Consider the following 19,252-nt stretch of genomic DNA (forward strand, 5'->3'; position numbering starts at 1 on the left):
GTCGTCGTGCGCCGCCTGTGCAGCTCAGTGTGAGGAGAACCATTCGTGCCTACCACCACTCGTTCCGCCAAGTCCCAGCCCGCCCGGAAACGCAGCAGCTCGCTGCGTCCGCCCGTGGCGCGCAAGGCCGGCTGGACCGACCTGGACGTCCGCGCCGTCGACACCGTCAGGGTGCTTGCCGCGGACGCCGTCCAGAAGGTCGGCAACGGCCACCCGGGCACCGCAATGAGCCTCGCCCCAGCGGCATACCTGCTCTACCAGAACGTCATGCGCCACGACCCGTCCGACCCCCACTGGCTCGGCCGCGACCGGTTCGTGCTGTCGTGCGGCCACTCCAGCCTCACCCAGTACATCCAGCTCTACCTGTCCGGCTACGGTCTCGAGCTGAGCGACCTCAAGGCGCTGCGCACCTGGGGTTCGCTGACGCCCGGCCACCCGGAGGTGCACCACACCAAGGGTGTCGAGATCACCACAGGCCCCCTGGGTTCCGGCCTCGCCTCGGCCGTGGGCATGGCGATGGCGCAGCGTCGCCAGCGTGGGCTGTTCGACCCTGACGCCAAGCCGGGCACCAGCCCGTTCGACCACCACATCTGGGTGATGGCCTCCGACGGCGACATCATGGAGGGCGTCAGCCACGAGGCCTCGGCCCTGGCCGGCCACCAGGAGCTCGGCAACCTCACGGTCATCTACGACCAGAACACCATCTCCATCGAGGACAAGACCGAGATCTCCTTCTCCGAGGACGTGGGCAAGCGCTACGAGGCCTACGGCTGGAACGTCGTCACGATCGACTGGCGAGGCGACGGCACGAGCGGCGGGTACGTCGAGAACGTCGACCAGCTGCTGACCGCCCTGGAGAAGAGCCGCACGTCCAGGAAGCCCACCTTCGTGGTGCTCCGCACGATCATCGCCTGGCCCGCACCGACCAAGCAGGACACCGGCAAGTCCCACGGCTCGGCCCTCGGCGACCCTGAGATCGCGGCCACCAAGGAGCTCCTCGGTTTCGACCCCACCAAGACCTTCGAGGTCCCCCGCCCGCTCATCTCGCACACCCGCAAGGTCGGAGCCCGCGGCAAGGCCGCCCACAAGGCGTGGGACAAGGGGTATGCCGCGTGGCGCAAGGCCGAGCCGGAGCGTGCGGCCCTGCTCGACCGGCTCGTCGCCGGTGACCTGCCGGACGGGTTCGAGAAGGCCGTGCCGACGTTTGCGGCAGACCCCAAGGGCATCGCGACGCGAGCCGCCTCGGGCAAGGTCCTCGGCGCACTGGCCGACGCCGTCCCCGAGCTGTGGGGTGGGTCGGCAGACCTCGCCGAGTCCAACAACACCACCATGGAGGGAGAGCCCTCCTTCATCCCCAGGTCGAAGCAGACCCGTGAGTGGTCCGGCGGTCCCTACGGACGCACGCTGCACTTCGGCATCCGCGAGTTCGGGATGGGGCTGATCCTCAACGGCATCGCCCTCGAAGGCCTGACCCGCCCGTACGGCGGCACCTTCCTCGTCTTCTCCGACTACATGCGCCCCGCCGTGCGGCTCGCCGCGATCCAGCAGGCCCCGGTGACCTTCGTCTGGACGCACGACTCCATCGGCCTCGGCGAGGACGGTCCGACCCACCAGCCGGTCGAGCACCTCGCGGCCCTGCGTGCCATCCCCTCCTTCGACGTCGTGCGCCCGGCGGACGCCAACGAGACGGCCGCCGCCTGGGTCGCCGTGCTCAAGAACAAGCGGCCGGCCGGGTTGGCCCTCAGCCGCCAGAACCTGCCGATCGTCGACCGCACGGTGGCCGGCAAGGTCAGCGGCGTCGCCAAGGGCGCCTACATCCTGTTCGAGTCGAGCAAGGCCACCCCCGACGTCATCCTCGTGGCGACCGGCTCCGAGGTGCAGCTGGCTGTGGCCGCTCGAGAGACGCTGGAGCAGTCCGGTGTCGCGACTCGCGTCGTGTCGATGCCCTGCCGCGAGTGGTTCGACGAGCAGACCCCCGCCTACCGCGAGAAGGTCCTGCCCGCTGCGGTCAAGGCGCGCGTCTCCGTCGAGGCAGGCGTTCCGCAGGGCTGGCGCGACATCGTCGGTGACGCCGGCGAGATCATCGGGATCGACCACTTCGGCGCTTCCGCAGATGCGGCGACCCTCTTCCGCGAGTTCGGTTTCACCCCTGCCGCCGTCGTGGCGGCGGCCAAGAAGTCCCTCAAGACTGCCAAGGGAAAGTGACCAGCAATGACTGACAACGCAGCACTCAAGGCCCTCGCCGACAACGGCGTCTCCGTCTGGCTCGACGACCTCTCCCGCGAGCGGATCGAGACCGGCAACCTGCAGGAGCTGATCGACACCAAGGGGGTCGTGGGGGTCACCACGAACCCCTCGATCTTCCAGGCCGCCCTGGCCAAGGGTGAGCGTTACGACGCCGATCTGCGCAAGTACGCCGCCGAGGGCAAGACGGTCGACGAGACCGTGTTCGGGCTGACGACCGAGGACGTCCGCAACGCCTGCGACATCCTGCGCCCGCTGTACGACTCGACGAACGGCGTCGACGGACGCGTGTCGATCGAGGTCGACCCGCGCCTAGCGCACGAGACCGCCAAGACGGTCAGCCAGGCCAAGGAGCTGTATGCCGCGGTCGACCGCCCCAACGTCCTCATCAAGATCCCGGCCACCGTCGAGGGGCTGCCCGCCATCTCCCAGACGCTGGCCGAGGGCATCAGCGTCAACGTCACCCTGATCTTCTCCCTCGACCGCTACCGCGGGGTGATGAACGCCTTCCTTACCGGACTCGAGCAGGCGCGTGAAGGCGGCAAGGACCTGTCGCAGATCCACTCCGTCGCGTCCTTCTTCGTGTCGCGCGTGGACACCGAGGTGGACAAGCGGCTCGACGCCATCGGCACCGACGAGGCCAAGGGCCTCAAGGGCAAGGCCGCGGTCGCCAACGCCCGCCTCGCCTACCAGGCCTTCGAGGAGGTCTTCGGGACCCCGCGCTGGAAGAACCTCGCCGACGACGGCGCCAACGCGCAGCGTCCGCTGTGGGCCTCGACCGGGGTGAAGGACCCGGCCTACTCCGACACCCTCTACGTCACCGAGCTGGTGGCCCCCAACACCGTCAACACGATGCCCGAGAAGACCTTGGACGCGGTGGTCGACCATGGCGAGGTCACTGGTGACACGGTCACCGGCACCTACCAGGACGCCGGCGGGGTGCTGGACGCCCTGGAGGGCCTCGGCATCTCCTACGCCGACGTGACCGCCCAGCTCGAACGCGAGGGTGTCGACAAGTTCGAGGTGTCCTGGGGCGAGCTGCTCGACGAGGCCCAGTCCGACCTCGACCTTGCCCGGGCCGACGTGGAGCAGTCGGGCAAGGGCGACCAGTGAGCTCACTCGGCGTGGTGGCATCGGGCGCCGCGGCCGATGCCATCGCCACCAAGGTCGCCGACCTCGTCGAGGCCCAGTTCGCGAGCAAGCTCTTCGCCCAGGACGCCACGCTCTGGGGTCCGCAGGCGGAGTCGGAGTCGGCCATCCGCCTGTCCTGGGTCAACCTGCCCCGGTCCTCCCGGCCGTTGCTGGGTGAGATCGCCGCGCTGCGCGAGCAGCTCCGCGGCGAGGGCGTCGACCGGGTCGTCCTGTGCGGCATGGGTGGGTCGTCACTGGCCCCAGAGGTGATCTGCGCGACGGCGGGCGTCGACCTGGTCGTCCTCGACTCCTCCCAGCCGGACATGGTGAGGGACGCCATCACCGACCTGGAGCGGACGGTCGTGGTCGTCTCCAGCAAGTCCGGCTCGACGGTGGAGACGGACTCGCAACGTCGCGTCTTCCAGGCGGCGTTCGGGGAGCTGGGCATCGACCCCACGGCCCGCATCGTCATCGTCACCGACCCGGGCAGCCCGCTCGACGAGGAGTCTCGCGCGGGTGGCTACCGAGTCATCAACGCCGACCCCAACGTCGGTGGCCGCTACTCGGCACTGACCGCCTTCGGACTGGTCCCCTCGGGGCTCGCCGGTGCCGACATCGAGGCGCTGCTCGACGACGCGGAGGCCGTCGCCGACGTGCTCAGCGCGGACGACGACGCCAACCCGGGTCTGCGCCTGGCTGCTGCGATGGCGGGCACCGATCCCCTGCGCGACAAGTTCGTCATCGTCGACGACGGGTCGGGCATCGTGGGCTTCGCCGACTGGGCCGAGCAGCTGATCGCCGAGAGCACCGGCAAGCAGGGCACCGGCGTGCTGCCCGTCGTCGTGGCGGGCGACTCCGACCCCGAGGTGGCGTGGCCCGCCCCAGACGTCACCGTCGCCCGGCTCGTCGGCGACTCCGACGACGACCTCACCCTGGGCGCCGATCCCGAGGGCGAGGCCGACGCCAGCCGCTCCGAGGTCGCCGTCAGCGGACCGCTCGGAGCCCAGCTCCTCCTGTGGGAGGTCGCGACGGCTGCGGCCGGACGGTTGCTGGACATCAACCCGTTCGACCAGCCCGACGTGGAGAGCGCCAAGAAGGCAGCACGTGCGTTGCTGGACCAGGGCATCGGCAGCGCCGAGGCTCCTGCCGCCACCGACGGGGCGGTCGAGATCCGCTCCCTCGGCGGGGAGTGGCTCGGCGGCGCGAAGACCGTCACCGAGGCACTCACCGCGCTGTTCGACCAGCTCGACCCCGAGAGCGGTTACGTCGCCGTGATGGCCTACCTCGACCGGATCACCGACGCGGCCCTCGCGGACGTGCGACCGGGCCTGGCACGGCATACCGAACGTCCCACGACCTTCGGGTGGGGGCCCCGGTTCCTGCACTCCACCGGTCAGTTCCACAAGGGTGGGCCGGCCACGGGCGTGTACCTCCAGATCACGACCGCGCCGCACGAAGACCTGGCCATCCCCGGACGCGAGTTCACCCTGGGTGACTTCATCGCCTCCCAGGCCGCGGGCGACGCCCAGGTCCTCGCCGCGCACGGTCGTCCGGTGCTGCAGCTGCACCTGACCGACCACGACGCCGGTCTGGCCCAGGTCACCCGGGCGCTGACGGACCTGACCCCCTCGGAAGGCACCACCACATGAGCCCAACGCGGGTGACGCAGGACAGCAACCCACTGCGCGATCCTCGTGACAAGCGGCTCCCCCGTATCGCCGGCCCGTGCGGTCTGGTCCTCTTCGGTGTCACCGGGGACCTGGCCCGCAAGAAGCTCATGCCGGCGATCTACGACCTCGCCAACCGTGGGCTGCTTCCCCCGGGCTTCTCGCTGGTCGGGTTCGCCCGTCGCGACTGGGCGGACCAGGACTTCGGCAAGATCGTCTACGACGCGGTCAAGCAGCACGCGCGCACGCCGTTCAGGGAGAGTGTGTGGCGCAACCTGGCCGAGGGATTCCGTTTCGTGCCAGGCACTTTCGACGACCCCACGTCCTTCGACCTGCTCTCCGAGACGGTCAAGAACCTCGAGCACGAAAGGGGCACCGGCGGCAACATCGCCTTCTACCTGTCGATCCCGCCGTCGTCGTTCTCGGTCGTCTGCGAACAGCTCGAGCGATCCGGGCTGAGCAAGCCCGCGGCGGACGCGTGGCGCCGCGTGGTCATCGAGAAGCCGTTCGGCCACGACCTCACGAGCGCACGCGAGCTCAACGACATCGTCGAGGGCGTCTTCCCCCCTGACGCGGTATTCCGCATCGACCACTACCTCGGCAAGGAGACGGTCCAGAACCTGCTGGCGCTGCGTTTCGCCAACCAGATGTTCGAACCGGTCTGGAACGCCAACTACGTCGACCACGTGCAGATCACCATGGCCGAGGACATCGGCATCGGCGGTCGAGCCGGCTACTACGACGGCATCGGCGCGGCCCGCGACGTCATCCAGAACCACCTGCTCCAGCTCCTCGCCCTCACCGCGATGGAGGAGCCGGTCTCGTTCGCGGCAGAGCACCTCCGCTCCGAGAAGGAGAAGGTGCTCTCTGCGGTGCGACACCCCAAGGACCTCGGCAAGTCCACCGCCCGGGGCCAGTACGCCGCGGGGTGGCAGGGCGGCGAGCAGGTCATCGGCTACCTCGACGAAGACGGCGTCGCCAAGGGTTCGCACACCGAGACGTATGCCGCGATGAAGGTCGAGATCGACTCCCGCCGTTGGGCCGGGGTCCCGTTCTACCTGCGCACCGGCAAGCGGCTCGGCAAGCGGGTCACCGAGATCGCCGTCGTCTTCAAGAAGGCGCCGCACCTTCCCTTCAACGACACCGCGACCGAGGAGCTCGGGCAGAACGCCATCGTCATCCGCGTCCAGCCCGACGAGGGCATCACCATGCGGTTCGGCGCCAAGGTGCCGGGCGCGCAGATGGAGGTACGCGACGTGACCATGGACTTCGGCTACGGGCGCGCCTTCACCGAGTCCAGCCCGGAGGCCTATGAGCGCCTCATCCTCGACGTCCTGCTCGGGGACCCACCTCTGTTCCCGCGGCACGAGGAGGTCGAGCTGTCCTGGGAGATTCTCGACCCGGTGGAGGCCTACTGGGCCAAGCAGCGGGCCAAGGTCGAGCCCTATGTCGCTGGCGGCTGGGGTCCGGCCACCGCCGACGAGATGATGCACCGTGACGGCCGCGTGTGGAGGATGCCGTGATCGTCGACCTGCCCAGCACCAGCACCGTGGCGATCAGCAAGAAGCTGGTCGCGTTGCGCCAGGACACCGGGGCGATGGCCCTGGGTCGCGTCCTCACGCTGCTGATCGTCGTCGACGAGCAGGATGCCGAGGAGGCCATCCAGGCGGCCAACGACGCCAGCCGTCAGCACCCGTGTCGGATCATCGCCGTGGTCATCGGCAACAAGCGCGGCCAGTCGCGCATCGACGCCCAGATCCGCGTGGGCGGCGACGCGGGAGCCAGCGAGGTCGTGGTGCTCCGGCTCTACGGTGCCCTGACCGACCACGGGCGCAGCGTCGTCATCCCCCTGCTGCTGCCCGACTCCCCCGTCGTGGCCTGGTGGCCGACCGATGCTCCCACGCACCTCGCGCAGGACCCGATCGGTTCGATGGCCCAGCGTCGCATCACCGATGCCGCCGAGGCGAAGCACCCGCGCTCTGCGCTGCAGGCACGGGCCGGCACCTACACCAGGGGCGACACCGACCTCGCTTGGACGCGCGTCACCCTGTGGCGAGGGCTGCTCGCCGCTGCCATGGACCAGCCGCCGTTCGAGCCCGTGACCGAGGCAACCGTCACGGGGGGCACGGACTCGCCGTCGACCGACCTGCTCGCCGCCTGGCTCGCCCAGACGCTGCGCTGCCCGGTCCGCCGAGCTCGCTCGCGTTCGGGCACCGGCATGGTCAGTGTCCGGCTCGAGCGGCGCAGCGGCGCGATCGACCTGGTTCGCCCCGACGGCGCCATCGCCACGCTGAGCCAGCCCGGGCAACCCGTCCGTCGGATCTCGCTGGCCCGCCGGGCCACCGCCGAGTGCCTCGCCGACGAGCTGCGCCGGCTCGACCCCGACGAGATCTACGAGGAGGCGATCCGCAGCGGGCTCGCGCGGATCGGCACCAAGACGGTGACGGCCAGCGAGGCGGTCCGTGAGGGTGAGGCGCCCTCGGTCAAGGAGGCCGAGCGCGAGTCACGCAGGATCGCCAGGGCCAGCGCCAAGACGGCCAGCTCGGAGATGGTCCAGGCCCCGGCTCCCCCGGTCGCAGCCGACACCGGCCTCGTCAAGAGGGCAGCGGCCCGCAAGCTCGCCAAGGCCAAGGACGCCAAGACACCGAGCGGGGCCAAGGCCGCAGCGAAGACCAAGCCGGTCACCCCCAAGGCGCCAGCGAAGTCCCGGAAGTCGGGCACGTCGTGAGCGCCCGGCCCCCGGTCGTCGTCCACCCCGACAAGCAGGCGGTCGCCGACGCTGGCGCCGCCCGACTGGTCACCGCCCTGCTCGACGCGCAGGCCGAGGGACGGCAACCGCACGTGGTTCTCACCGGTGGCTCGCTCGGCTCGGCGATCATCGCCTCTCTGCTGGAGCTCCCCGCCCACACGGCGGTCGACTGGTCGGCCGTGTCGATCTGGTGGGGCGACGAGCGCTACCTGCCCGCAGGTGACCCCGACCGCAACGACACGCAGAACGACGAGGCAGGGCTGACCCGCCTCGGACTCGATCCGTCGCGCGTCCACCGCGTCGCAGGGCCCGACACGAGCGAGTCCGCCGAGGCGAGTGCCGAGGCGTATGCCGCTGCCGTGCGCGAGCAGGGCCAAGGCGCCTTCGACGTCGTGCTCCTCGGTGTGGGGCCTGATGCGCATGTGGCGTCGTTGTTCCCCGGCCACCCGGCCCAGCGCAGCACCGGCGTCGCGGTGGCGGTCCACGACTCCCCCAAGCCCCCGCCCGACCGGGTGTCGCTGACCTTCGAGTGCCTGAGCCGGGCCGAGCGGGTCTGGTTCCTCGTCGCGGGTGCCGACAAGGCCCACGCCGTGGCCGTCTCGGTGGCCGGCGCCGACCCGGCACAGTCCTCGGCAGCCCAGGTGCACGGCATACGCGAGACGCTGTGGCTCGTGGACGCGGACTCCGCGTCCGACCTCCCCACCTGACCCCTGGCCGCCACGTCCCCACCCAAGCCCGCACTTGTTGCCGGGAGATCGTCACCACAGCCAGCTCCGCGCGCCGCATGACGATCTCCCGGCAACAAGTCGCTGCACACGGACGAAGCGCCTCGAGGATGGCCTTGCCGTCGGCGTCGGAGCGACGCTCCTTCACGTAGGCCAGGTGGGTCTTGTAGGGCTCGACCTTCGGCGGGGCCGGCGGGTTGGCCTCGTCCTGGCCCGCGGGGAACCCGCAGCGCGGGCAGTCCCAGGTCTCGGGGACAGCCAGGCCGGGCTCCTCGGCGAACGAAGGGCGCGTCTGGTGGCCGTTGGCGCACCAGTAGGAGATGAACACCCGGGGGGCGGCCTCACCCCGCTCGGCCTCGCCCATCGGGCCGGCGCCGACTCGGCTGCCTCGGATTGCGTTGCCACCTGCCATGTGCGAAGGGTCCTATCTGGTCAGGGAAGTGAGGGTCGGGGTTTCGGTCGCCGTGCTGGCCGCGTCAGGCGGAGAACCGGTCGATGAGACCGATCCCCACGATGCACGCGAACCAGATGACTCCGACGGCCACGGTGAACCGGTCGAGGTTGCGCTCTGCCACCGAGGAGGACCCCAGCGAGGTGGACATGCCGCCACCGAACATGTCGGACAGACCGCCGCCCTTGCCCTTGTGGAGCAGGACCAGCAGCGTCAGGAACAGACCACCGATGACCAGCAGGACCTGCAGGCCAATGCGTACGGCTTCCACGGAGCACCCATCTCGAGTCGACGTCAGTTGCAGCTGCCGAAAAGGCAGCAAGGTTCAGGATACCTGCTGGCCGCTCAGGCGGTGGCCAGGTGGTCGCGGTAGCGGCAGATCGAGGCGAACTCGGCGGGGTCGATCGACGCGCCACCCACGAGCGCCCCGTCGACGTCCTCCTGGGACATGATCGCCGCGACGTTGTTCGCCTTCACCGATCCGCCGTAGAGGACCCGCACACCATCGGCGAGGTCACCGGAGTACAGCTCGGCGAGCTTGGTGCGGATCGCGGCGCAGACCTCCTGCGCGTCCTGCGGTGTGGCGACCTCACCCGTGCCGATGGCCCACACGGGCTCGTAGGCGATCACGATCGACTTGGCCTGCTCGGCCGTCACGTCGGCCAGGCCAGCCTCGAGCTGCATGAGCACATGTGCGAGGTGGGTCCCCTCCTGGCGCACCTCGAGGTGCTCACCGACGCAGAAGATGGGGGTCAGGCCGTGCCGGTAGGCCGCCTTGACCTTGGCGTTGACCACCTCCTCGGACTCCTGGTGGTACTCGCGCCGCTCGCTGTGGCCGGCCAGCACGTAGGTGCAGCCGAGCTTGGCGAGGAACGCACCGGAGATCTCGCCGGTGTAGGCCCCGGAGTCGTGCTTCGAGAGGTCCTGCGCCCCGAAGACCAGCTGGAGCCGGTCGCCGTCGATCAGGGTCTGCACGGACCGCAGGTCGGTGAACGGCGGCAGCACCGCGACCTCGACCGCCGCGAAGTCGTGCCGGCCGTCGCGCAGGGTCCAGTCGAGCTTCTGCACCAGGTGGGTGGCCTGCAGGTGGTCGAGGTTCATCTTCCAGTTGCCGGCCATGAGGGGCGTGCGTCCGGAGGTCTTCGCTGCCATCAGGTCTACGTCCTAGGGGTATGCCGGTGGGCCGGGCTGGGAGCCCGGCCCCGCCGCCACCGATGACGGTGAGCGCCCCCTTCTCGGTCGCCTCGACCAGGGCCTTGGCCACGGCAGCAGTGCCCGCGGCATACGGCTCCATCTCGAACGCACCCATCGGGCCGTTCCAGAAGACGGTCTTGCAGTCCTTGAGCTTCTCGGCGAAGAGCACCCCGGACTCGGGCCCGATGTCGAGCCCCATCCGGTCGGCGGGGATCGCGCCGGCAGGCACCACGTCGCGCTCGGCGTCGGCCGAGAATGCGCTGGCGGCGACGATGTCGACGGGCAGGACGATCTCGACGCCGCGCTCCTTGGCCTGCTCGAGGTAGCCCTTGACCTGCTCGAGCTGGTCGGCCTCGAGGAGGCTGTTGCCCACCTCGTAGTCCTGGGCGGCGAGGAAGGTGAAGACCATGCCGCCGCCGATGAGGAGCCGGTCGGCAGTCTGGAGCAGGTTGTCGATGACACCGAGCTTGTCGGAGACCTTTGCACCGCCGAGCACCACGGCATAAGGACGCTCCGGGTCCTCGGTCAGGCGCTTCAGGACGCCGACCTCGGTCTCGACGAGCCCGCCCACGGCCGAGGGCAGCAGTCGCGCGACGTCGTAGACGCTGGCCTGCTTGCGGTGCACGACGCCGAAGCCGTCGGAGACGAACAGGTCCGCCAGCCCGGCCAGCTGGCCGGCGAACCCGGCGCGCTCGTCGTCGGTCTTGGCCGTCTCGCCCGGATTGAACCGGAGGTTCTCCAGCAGCACGACGTCGCCGTCCTGCGCCGCCTCGACCGCTGACTTCGCGCTGTCGCCCACCGTGTCCGTGGCGAACGTGACGTCGCGGCCCAGGACCTCGCCGAGGCGGGCCGCCACCGGTGCCAGCGAGTACTTGTCCTCGGGCGCACCCTTGGGCCGACCGAGGTGGGCACACACGATGACGCGGGCGCCCGCCTCGGACAGGGCCTGGATGGTCGGCGCCGACGCACGGATCCGCCCGTCGTCGGTGATGGTGGTCCCGTCCAGGGGCACGTTGAGGTCGGACCGGACGAGGACGCGCTTGCCGCGCAGGTCGCCCAGCTCGGAGATCGAGTGCATTACAGGTGGCTCCGCATCGTCGGCTCGGCTGCAGTCGCTCAGAGTGACTGGCCGACGAGGGCGACGAGGTCGACGAGGCGGTTGGAGTAGCCCCACTCGTTGTCGTACCAGCCGATGACCTTGACCTGGTTGCCGATCACCTTGGTGAGGCCCGCGTCGAAGATGCACGAGGCCGGGTCGCTCTCGATGTCCTTGGAGACGATCGCGTCCTCGGTGTAGACGAGGATGCCCTTCAGGGGGCCCTCGGCAGCTGCCTTGACCGCGGCGTTGACCTCCTCGGCGGTGGTGTCTCGGCCCGCCTCGAAGGTGAGGTCCGTGGCCGAGCCGGTCGCGATCGGGACGCGCAGGGCGAACCCGTCGAGCTTGCCCTTGAGCTCGGGCAGCACCAGGCCGATGGCCTTGGCGGCCCCGGTCGAGGTCGGCACGATGTTGAGGGCGGCTGCGCGAGCGCGGCGCAGGTCCTTGTGCGGCGCGTCCTGGAGGTTCTGGTCCTGGGTGTAGGCGTGGATGGTCGTCATCAGGCCCTTGACGATGCCGAACTCGTCGTTGAGGACCTTGGCCATCGGGCCGAGGCAGTTCGTCGTGCACGACGCGTTGGAGATGATCGTGTGCTTGGCCGCGTCGTACTGGTCGTCGTTGACGCCCATCACGATCGTGATGTCCTCGTTGGAGGCCGGCGCGGAGATGATGACCTTCTTGGCACCACCGTCGATGTGCGCCGTCGCCTTGGTGGCGTCGGTAAAGAACCCGGTGGACTCGACGACGATGTCGGCGCCGACGGCTGCCCAGTCGATCTTGGCCGGGTCGCGCTCCTCGAACACCCGGAAGGTCTTGCCGCCGGCGGTGATCGACGTGTCGTCGTAGGTCACCTCGCCGGGGAAGCGGCCGAGGATCGAGTCGTACTTGAGCAGGTGGGCCAGCGTCTTGTTGTCCATCAGGTCGTTGGTGGCCACGACCTCGATGTCGGCTCCCGACGCCTCGATGGCGCGGAAGAAGTTGCGGCCGATGCGGCCGAAGCCGTTGATACCTACGCGAACAGTCACGATGCCAAGTCCTTCTCAGATGGGGACGGTATGCCGCGTGGCGCGGCGCGGAAATGCTCGGCCCCGAGCCTAGCGAGCAGGGCCGTCGGGAGTCACGGCGGTCCGGCGTACGGGCCGGTAACGTCGGGGCACGGCGGCGGACCCGAGCAGCTCAGTAGTCGCCGCCGAAGAGGTCACGCGTGTAGACCTTGTCGGCCACGGGTTCGAGCTCGGCCACCATCCGGTTGGCGACGATGACGTCGGACACCTCGGTGAACTCGGCGAGGTCACGGATCACCCGTGAGCCGAAGAAGTGGTCATCGGCCAGCGCGGGCTCGTAGACGACGACCTGGACGCCCTTGGCCTTGATCCGCTTCATGATCCCCTGGACGCTGCTCGACCGGAAGTTGTCGGAGCCCGACTTCATGATCAGGCGATGGATGCCGACGATGCGGGGACGGCGGCGCAGGATGTCGGTCGCCACGAAGTCCTTGCGGGTCGTGTTCGCCGTGACGATCGCCTCGATGAGCGACTGGGGAACGTTCTGGTAGTTGGCGAGCAGCTGCTTGGTGTCCTTGGGCAGGCAGTACCCGCCGTAGCCGAACGACGGGTTGTTGTAGCCGGGGCCGATCCTCGGGTCGAGCCCGACTCCCTCGATGATCTGGCGCGGGTCGAGCTCGTGGGTCACCGCGAAGGTGTCGAGCTCGTTGAAGAAGGCGACGCGCATGGCGAGATAGGTGTTGGCGAACAGCTTCACGGCCTCGGCCTCGGTGCTGTCGGTGAGCAGCACGGGGACGTCCGGCTCCTCGGAGCCCTCTCGCAGCAGGTCGGCGAACGCCCGCCCGCGGTCACTGCGCTCGCCCACGACGATCCGGGACGGGTGCAGGCTGTCCCACAGGGCCTTGCCCTCGCGGAGGAACTCGGGGCTGAAGAGGAGGTTCGGCGTGCCCAGTCGCCGCGAGAGCCCCTCGGTGAAACCGACCGGCACCGTGGACTTCACCACCATCACCGCGGTCGGGTTGGCGGCCACCACGTCGGCCGCGACCTTCTCCACCGAGGAGGTGTCGAAGTAGTTGGTCACCGGGTCGTAGTCGGTCGGTGTCGCGATGATGACGAACTCGGCACCGGCGTAGGCCGTCGCCGAGTCGGTGGTGAAGGTCAGCGTCAGCGCGTGGTGGGCAAGGAAGGTCTCGATCTCGCGGTCCGCGATCGGGCTGCGTCCCGAGCTCAGCAGGGCGACCCGGTCTGCATCGATGTCGAGGGCCACGACCTCGTGCCGCTGGCCGAGCAGGACCGCCATGGAGAGCCCGACGTAGCCGGTGCCGACGACCGCGATCCTCGTCATGCGCTGTCCTCGCTCCGAGTCCTGCCCTGGCGTGCGTGGGTCATGGGTCGGTCAGGCGTCCAGCATGTCGGGCGTCAGGTTGGCCTCGGTGCCCGGGATGCCGAGGTCCTGTGCCCGCTTGTCGGCCATCGCCAACAGGCGGCGGATCCGCCCCGCCACGGCGTCCTTGGTCATCGGTGGCTGGGCGAGCTGGCCGAGCTCCTCCAGCGACGCCTGCTTGTGCTCCAGCCGCAGGGCGCCGGCCTCCTTGAGGTGGTCGGGGATCTCGTCGCCGAGGATCTCCATGGCGCGGTGCACCCGGGCACCAGCCGCGACCGCGGCGCGTGCCGAGCGGCGCAGGTTGGCGTCGTCGAAGTTGGCCAGCCGGTTGGCCGTGGCACGGACCTCACGGCGCATCCGCCGCTCCTCCCACGCCATGACCGCGTCGTGCGCGCCGAGCCGGGTGAGCATCGCCCCGATGGCATCGCCGTCGCGGATGACGACCCGGTCGACGCCGCGCACCTCGCGGGCCTTGGCCTGGATGCCGAGGCGGCGAGCCGCTCCCACGAGGGCGAGGGCTGCCTCGGGTCCGGGGCAGGTGACCTCCAGGGCGGAGGACCGGCCGGGCTCGGTCAGCGAGCCGTGGGCGATGAAGGCACCGCGCCAGGCTGCCTCGGCATCGCAGGCGGAGGCACTGACCACCTTGGGCGGCAGACCTCGCACCGGACGCCCACGGGCGTCGATGAGCCCGGTCTGTCGGGCCAGGGCCTCGCCGTCCTGGACCACGCGGACGACGTAGCGGCTGCCCTTGCGCAGACCGCCGGCTGCCAGCACCAGGACCTCCGAGGGGTGGCCGTAGAGATCGCTGATGTTCTTGCGGAGCCGCCGGGCCGCGTTGGCCGTGTCGAGCTCGGCCTCGACGACGATCCGTCCCCCCACGATGTGCAGGCCGCCCGCGAATCGCAGCGTTGCGGCCACCTCCGACTTGCGGCAGCAGGGCTTCGTGACGTCGAGTCTGCTGAGCTCGTCCTTGACCCGCGCCGTCATTGCCATTGGTTCATCCTGCCATCTCGCCGTCGTGCACTGGTGGGCTCTGGTCCCATGCTCTGCTGTCTCCCCTGGTTCGTCGGCGCCCACAGGCGCCCACGTGGCCTCGCGTCAGACTCAACCATGTCCGCCCTCAGCCGAACAGGTCACGATAGGCCGCGGCCAACCTGAGCGAGTCATGGTGCCCCGGTGCGCCGCGTTGCGCCACCGGGGCAAGGACCAGCTCTGCACCGAGCCGCGCGGCGGCCGTCCGCAATCCTGCCTCATCATCGACGGCGCCGGGATCGGCCAGGACTGCGTCCAGCCTCATCCGCGGCGCGTGGTCGACCAGCGCCTCGAGCTGGCGGGCGGCCGTGAAGCCTGCCGTCTCGCCGGAGTGCTCGAGGTTGAGGGTGAGCAGCCGCCGGGCAGTCGTGTCGTGCAGCGCGTCGCGCAGGGCCGGCACCAGCAGGTGCGGCATCACCGAGGTGAACCACGACCCCGGCCCCAGGATCACCCAGTCGGCCTCGCGCACGGCCGCCACCGTCTCGGGGGCCGAGGGTGGGTCGGCCGGCTCGAGGGCGATGCTGAGCACGGTCCCCTTGGTCGTGGCGACCGCCACCTGGCCGCGCAGCGTCGAGAGGGCCAGCGGATCGCTGGGGTCCAGACCTCGCACGCGAGCGGTGATCTCGAGCGGCACCGCTGCCATGGGCAGCACCCGGCCCCTCGCATTGAGCAGTCGGCCGACCAGGTCGAGCCCGATGACCGGGTCGTGGTGCAGGTCCCACAGGGCGGTGATGAGCAGGTTGCCGAGGGCGTGGCCACCCAGCTGGCCGTCGCCCCGGAACCGGTGCTGCAGGACGTCACGCCAGGTGTGTCCCCACTCGGTGTCGTCGCAGAGCGCGGTCAGGGCCATGCGCAGGTCGCCGGGCGGCAGCACGTCGAACTCGTCGCGGAGCCGCCCGGAAGACCCCCCGTTGTCCGCCACCGTGACGACGGCGGTGATGTCGTCGCAGACCAGCTTGAGTGCCTCGAGCGACGCGGCGAGCCCGTGCCCACCCCCGAGGGCGACGACCGCGGGGCCGGTCATTCCTGACCCAGGTCGCGGTGGACCACGAACGTGGCGATGTCGTCGCTGCTGAGCCGCGTCCGCAGCGCCTCGGCCACGGCGACCGAGCGGTGCTTGCCGCCGGTGCAGCCCACCGCAACGGTGACGTAGCGCCGCCCTTCGCGGATGTAGCCCTCGGTCACCGGATCCATCAGTGCGACCACCCGGTCGACGAACTCGGGCGCTCCCTCCTGAGCCATGACGAACTCGGCCACCGGCGCGTCCTGTCCGGTGAAGTTGCGCAGCTCGGGGATCCAGAACGGGTTGGGCAGGAACCGCATGTCGAAGACGAAGTCGGCGTCGAGCGGCACGCCGTACTTGAAGCCGAACGACATGACCGCGATGCGGACCTTGTGACCGATGTCGCCGGAGAACACCGGATGGACCTTCTTGGCGAGCTGGTGGACGTTCAGGCCGGACGTGTCGATGACGACGTCGGCGCGCGCCCGCAGGTCGGCCAGCATGGCGCGCTCGCGGGTGATGCCGTCCAGCAGCCGGCCCTCGCCCTGGAGGGGGTGCGGTCGGCGCACCGACTCGAACCGGCGCACGATCGCTTCGTCCGTGGCGTCCAGGAAGACCAGGTTGGGTCGCCAGCCGCGGTCGCGCAGCTCGTCGAGGGCTGTCTGGAGGTGGTCGAAGAACCCGCGGGCCCGGACGTCCACGACGGCCGCAAGGCGCGGCAGACCGGCCCGGCGCGGCGCCTCGTTGGCGAGGTCGGCCAACGAGACCAGCAGGTGCGGCGGCAGGTTGTCGACGACGTACCAGCCGGAGTCCTCGAGGACGTTGGCGGTCGTCGACCGCCCCGCGCCGCTCATGCCGGTCACGATCACGAGCTCGGCCTGGTCGCGCCCGTCGCCGGAGTCGTCGACGTCCGGGGCTCCTGCGTCCGGCCCGTCCACCTCCGGTGCCGCGCGGTCCTCGTCGGTCATCCCTGCCCCGTCTCCTCGCTCATCGCGCTCAGTCACCGTCGAGGATCTCTCCGGTCATCAGGTTGACGGCGGGCGCGGCGGTGTCTGCGGTGGCCAACTCTGCCGCAATCGTGGCCGCCAGCGCAGGTCCGATGCCGGAAACTTCCTGCAGCTCCTCGGCCGTGGCCGCGCGGACCTTCTTCACCGAGCCGAAATGACGCAGCAGGGCCTTGCGTCGTGTCTCCCCCAGCCCCGGCACGCCGTCGAGGACGCTGGTGGTCATCGCCTTGGACCGGCGCTGGCGGTGGAAGGTGATGGCAAAGCGGTGCGCCTCGTCGCGGACTCGCTGCAGCAGGTAGAGGCCCTCGCTGGTCCGCGGGAGGATGACGGGGTAGTCCTGGCCCGGCACCCAGACCTCCTCGAGCCGTTTGGCGAGCCCCACGACGGCGACGTCGTCGATGCCCAGGGCCGTCAGGGCCGACTGGGCGGCGTTGACCTGGGGCAGGCCGCCGTCGACGACCACGAGGTTGGGCGGGTAGGCGAACTTCTTCGGCTTGCCGGTGTCGGGGCCGAGCTCGACATCGGTGGCCTGGTCGCGCTCCTCGAGGTAGCGCTGGAACCGCCGGGTCAGGACCTCGTCCATCGCCGCGGTGTCGTCCACCTGCTCACCACGGATGACGAACCGGCGGTACTCGGACTTGCGGGCCAGCCCGTCCTCGAAGACAACCATCGACCCGACCACCTGGGAGCCCTGGATGTGGCTGATGTCGTAGCACTCGACGCGCAATGGGGCATCCGCCAGGTCGAGGCTGGTCTGCAGCTCCTGCAGGGCCTGGCTGCGTGCCGTGAGGTCCCCCGCACGGGCAAGCTTGTGCCTGGCGAGCGACTGCTTCGCGTTGCGGTGCACGGTCTCGAGCAGGGTGCGCTTGTCGCCCCGCTGGGGCACCCGCAGGTCGACCGCCGAACCGCGCAGCGACCCGAGCCAGATCGCGACCGCATCGGGGTCTTCCGGCAGGACCGGCACGAGCACCTCGCGTGGCACGCTGTCGCCCGACTCCCCTCCGTAGACCTGCTGGAGGAGGTGGCCGACGATCTCGGGGACGGTCTCGTCGTCCATCTCGGCGACCCAGCCGCGCTGCCCGCGCACCCGCCCGCCACGCACGAGGAACACCTGGACGGCGATCTCCAGCCCGTCGTGCTCGAGCGCGAAGACATCGGCGTCGGTGCCGTCGCCCAGGACGATGGCGGACTTCTCCAGCGCCTTGCCGAGCGCCACCAGGTCGTCGCGCATCCGGGCTGCCTGCTCGAACTCCAGGGACTTCGACGCCGCCGCCATGTCACGCTCGAGCCGCTTGACGAACCGCGTGGTGTTGCCGGCCATGAAGTCGCAGAAGTCCTCGGCGATGGCGCGATGCTCTTCGGGACTGACCCTGCCCACGCACGGCGCCGAACACTTGTCGATGTAGCCCAGCAGGCACGGACGGCCCACCTGTCCGGCCCGCTTGAACACCCCCGAGGAGCAGGTGCGCACCGGGAACACCCGCAACAACAGGTCGAGCGTCTCGCGGATGGCCCAGGCATGGGCGTAGGGCCCGAAGTAGCGGGTGCCCTTGCGCTTGGCCCCGCGCATCACCTGCGCCCGCGGGAACTCCTCCCCGAGCGTCACCGCGAGGTAGGGATAGGACTTGTCGTCGCGGTACTTGACGTTGAACCGCGGGTCGTACTCCTTGATCCAGGAGTACTCGAGCTGCAGCGCCTCGACCTCGGTCGAGACGACGGTCCACTCGACGCTCGCGGCCGTGGTGACCATGGTGGCGGTGCGCGGGTGGAGCTGGGCGATGTCCTGGAAGTACGACGACAGCCGCGGCCGCAGTGACTTCGCCTTGCCGACGTAGATGACGCGCTTGGCGGCATCCCGGAACCGGTAGACGCCCGGGTCGACCGGGATCTCCCCCGGCGCCGGACGGTAGGTCGACGGGTCAGCCACGACTCCACTCTATGGAGGGCGACCGACGGTGGGTCCCGCGGGAGCCCCGGTCCCGGCGGGAGTCGAGGTATGCCGCGTCGTGACCACGCGGCATACCTCCCCCTGCGCTTGGGTGGGGGGAGGTCAGGTGACCGTGATCCCGTCGCCGCTCACGGCCACGGACTTCTCGGGGAGCGGCTTGGTGGCCGGGCCCTTCTTGACGGCGCCGGTCGTGATGTCGAACTCGCTCAGGTGGCAGCCGCTGCACTTGATCACCCCGTCTGCGACCTCGGCGAGGATGCACATCTGGTGGGTGCACACGGCGCTGAACGCCTTGAACTCGCCGGAGGTCGGCTGGGTCACCACGACCTTCTGGTCGGCGAAGATCTTGCCTCCCCCGACGGGGATCGTCGCCTTCGAGATCGCGTCCTTGACGGCGCTGGTCGCGGCATCCTTGGCCGAGCTGGCAGCGTCGCTCGCCGCGTCCTCTGCGGCACCGCAGCCGGCCAGCGCCGTGACGCCGACGCCAGCGAGGCCGACCGAGGCCAGCACGGTGCGGCGGGAGGGGCCGGTCGCGGAGTGGTCTTCTGGGGTGGTCATGCGCGCGCCTTTCGGTGGAGGTGCCCCCTCGCGGGGACTGACCAGGTGGCCCGAGGATG

General features: G+C 70.1%; 15 protein-coding genes and 2 pseudogenes. 6 read left to right on the top strand and 11 right to left on the bottom strand.

Annotation, left to right across the window (positions count from 1 at the left end; all coding sequences use genetic code 11):
• Nucleotides 1–45 precede the first annotated feature (45 nt).
• The 6 genes from tkt to pgl are packed head-to-tail and all read left to right on the top strand — an operon-like array spanning nucleotide 46 to nucleotide 8,498.
• Entirely contained in the window at nucleotides 46–2,205 is a 2,160-nt protein-coding gene (tkt, locus tag AC1DYG_RS00415) for a transketolase (RefSeq protein ID WP_477637932.1), read from the top strand.
• 6 nt (nucleotides 2,206–2,211) lie between these two features.
• Nucleotides 2,212–3,357 carry a transaldolase gene (gene tal / locus AC1DYG_RS00420; RefSeq protein ID WP_477637933.1) on the top strand — a complete coding sequence of 382 codons (1,146 nt, stop codon included), beginning with the start codon at nucleotides 2,212–2,214 and terminating at the stop codon, nucleotides 3,355–3,357.
• Complete coding sequence (locus AC1DYG_RS00425) at nucleotides 3,354–5,024, top strand: glucose-6-phosphate isomerase (RefSeq protein WP_477637934.1); 1,671 nt, start codon at nucleotides 3,354–3,356, stop codon at nucleotides 5,022–5,024. The genes tal and AC1DYG_RS00425 overlap by 4 nt, the downstream gene beginning before the upstream one ends.
• Nucleotides 5,021–6,565, top strand: a complete 1,545-nt coding sequence (zwf, locus tag AC1DYG_RS00430) for a glucose-6-phosphate dehydrogenase (protein WP_477637935.1) — start codon at nucleotides 5,021–5,023, stop codon at nucleotides 6,563–6,565. The genes AC1DYG_RS00425 and zwf overlap by 4 nt, the downstream gene beginning before the upstream one ends.
• The gene (gene opcA / locus AC1DYG_RS00435; RefSeq protein WP_477637936.1) at nucleotides 6,562–7,770 is read left to right on the top strand and encodes a glucose-6-phosphate dehydrogenase assembly protein OpcA; all 1,209 of its coding nucleotides are present in this window, start codon (nucleotides 6,562–6,564) and stop codon (nucleotides 7,768–7,770) included. Before zwf ends, opcA begins: the two co-directional genes overlap by 4 nt.
• Complete coding sequence (pgl, locus tag AC1DYG_RS00440; RefSeq protein ID WP_477637937.1) at nucleotides 7,767–8,498, top strand: 6-phosphogluconolactonase; 732 nt, start codon at nucleotides 7,767–7,769, stop codon at nucleotides 8,496–8,498. Before opcA ends, pgl begins: the two co-directional genes overlap by 4 nt.
• Nucleotides 8,499–8,619: 121 nt before the next feature.
• Here the strand turns inward: pgl and AC1DYG_RS00445 are convergent.
• The 11 genes and pseudogenes from AC1DYG_RS00445 to AC1DYG_RS00495 form a co-directional block, all read right to left on the bottom strand.
• Nucleotides 8,620–8,928, bottom strand: a pseudogene (locus tag AC1DYG_RS00445) (RNA polymerase-binding protein RbpA); the annotation flags it as partial.
• 64 nt (nucleotides 8,929–8,992) lie between these two features.
• The gene (gene secG, locus AC1DYG_RS00450; RefSeq protein WP_477612820.1) at nucleotides 8,993–9,238 is read right to left on the bottom strand and encodes a preprotein translocase subunit SecG; all 246 of its coding nucleotides are present in this window, start codon (nucleotides 9,236–9,238) and stop codon (nucleotides 8,993–8,995) included.
• Nucleotides 9,239–9,312: 74 nt separating this feature from the next.
• Nucleotides 9,313–10,119: a triose-phosphate isomerase gene (tpiA, locus tag AC1DYG_RS00455; protein ID WP_477637938.1), complete on the bottom strand. Its 807-nt coding sequence runs from the start codon at nucleotides 10,117–10,119 to the stop codon at nucleotides 9,313–9,315.
• A gap of 22 nt (nucleotides 10,120–10,141) precedes the next feature.
• Nucleotides 10,142–11,239, bottom strand: a pseudogene (locus tag AC1DYG_RS00460) (phosphoglycerate kinase); the annotation flags it as partial.
• Between the two features lie 38 nt (nucleotides 11,240–11,277).
• Nucleotides 11,278–12,282 (bottom strand): type I glyceraldehyde-3-phosphate dehydrogenase, encoded by a 1,005-nt coding sequence (gene gap, locus AC1DYG_RS00465; protein ID WP_477637939.1) that lies wholly within the window; start codon nucleotides 12,280–12,282, stop codon nucleotides 11,278–11,280.
• 151 nt (nucleotides 12,283–12,433) lie between these two features.
• Complete coding sequence (locus AC1DYG_RS00470) at nucleotides 12,434–13,606, bottom strand: nucleotide sugar dehydrogenase (protein WP_477637940.1); 1,173 nt, start codon at nucleotides 13,604–13,606, stop codon at nucleotides 12,434–12,436.
• 51 nt (nucleotides 13,607–13,657) lie between these two features.
• Nucleotides 13,658–14,638, bottom strand: coding sequence for a DNA-binding protein WhiA (gene whiA / locus AC1DYG_RS00475; protein ID WP_179422770.1), 981 nt, complete (start codon nucleotides 14,636–14,638; stop codon nucleotides 13,658–13,660).
• A gap of 127 nt (nucleotides 14,639–14,765) precedes the next feature.
• Nucleotides 14,766–15,701, bottom strand: coding sequence for a gluconeogenesis factor YvcK family protein (locus tag AC1DYG_RS00480; RefSeq protein ID WP_477637941.1), 936 nt, complete (start codon nucleotides 15,699–15,701; stop codon nucleotides 14,766–14,768).
• A complete protein-coding gene (rapZ, locus tag AC1DYG_RS00485) occupies nucleotides 15,698–16,648 on the bottom strand; it encodes an RNase adapter RapZ (protein WP_477637942.1) in 951 nt (316 codons plus the stop codon). The genes AC1DYG_RS00480 and rapZ overlap by 4 nt, the downstream gene beginning before the upstream one ends.
• Nucleotides 16,649–16,676: 28 nt before the next feature.
• A complete protein-coding gene (gene uvrC / locus AC1DYG_RS00490) occupies nucleotides 16,677–18,614 on the bottom strand; it encodes an excinuclease ABC subunit UvrC (RefSeq protein WP_477637943.1) in 1,938 nt (645 codons plus the stop codon).
• Nucleotides 18,615–18,737: 123 nt separating this feature from the next.
• Nucleotides 18,738–19,193, bottom strand: a complete 456-nt coding sequence (locus AC1DYG_RS00495; protein WP_477637944.1) for a Rieske (2Fe-2S) protein — start codon at nucleotides 19,191–19,193, stop codon at nucleotides 18,738–18,740.
• Between the last annotated feature and the right edge of the window lie 59 nt (nucleotides 19,194–19,252).

This window comes from Pedococcus sp. P1_H8 (assembly GCF_056405175.1).